This is a genomic window from Legionella brunensis, assembly GCF_001467025.1.
In the GTDB taxonomy this organism is placed as follows: Bacteria; Pseudomonadota; Gammaproteobacteria; order Legionellales; family Legionellaceae; genus Tatlockia; species Tatlockia brunensis.
Genome location: NZ_LNXV01000029.1, coordinates 262,457 through 263,115 on the forward strand (window position 1 = coordinate 262,457; position 659 = coordinate 263,115).

Sequence of the window (659 nt, forward strand, 5' to 3'; positions counted from 1 at the left end):
TAAACCCAATGGCAAGAAGAGCGATAAGTTTTTCAATTCGCTTTGGGTCAACGATATGAGTTTCTTCAAATCGCCATCCGCGAGTTTTCAAGGCACAAAATAGGGTTTCAATTTCCCAGCGTCGCAAATAGCAGGCAATGGCATTTTTTGGATTTTTATTAGTGACAACAATCATGAGTTCGTCACGAGAGTTTTTACTGCCTGCTAAAAAGAGAAGCTGCCCAAACACATGAACCCGCATGCCAAATACCTGTTGCTGGAATGGAGCAAGATGAGAGAATAGTTGTGCTGAGGTTCGGAATTTCTTTTTTCCAATACAAACATCTATGTTGCCCTTGGTTCGTAAATAAAAAGGGATATTTTCAGCAACTAACCATGAGATGAGTTCTTTATTAGGGAATTCACGGTCGGCCAAGAGCCCTTGAATAGGCTCTTTGCCAAAAAGGGTAATAAAACGTGAAATCAGTTTAATCTGCTCTTTTGCAGTGGTTGTACCTGCTTTATTCAAGAGCGTCCAAAATAAGGGAATAGCCAGGCCTTCGTAGCAAACAGATAACATAAAAATATTGATTTTTGATTTTCCCCAGTACCAATTCGTTCTGTCTATGGCAAGATAAACTGACTTCGATTGAGAAAAAAATAATAAATAAAGCCAGCGT

At 39.3% G+C, this 659-nt stretch carries 1 protein-coding gene; it reads right to left on the minus strand.

Annotation, left to right across the window (positions count from 1 at the left end):
- Positions 1–607: transposase (locus tag Lbru_RS09930; protein WP_238583875.1), on the minus strand; the 607-nt coding region annotated here is incomplete at its 3' end.
- Between the last annotated feature and the right edge of the window lie 52 nt (positions 608–659).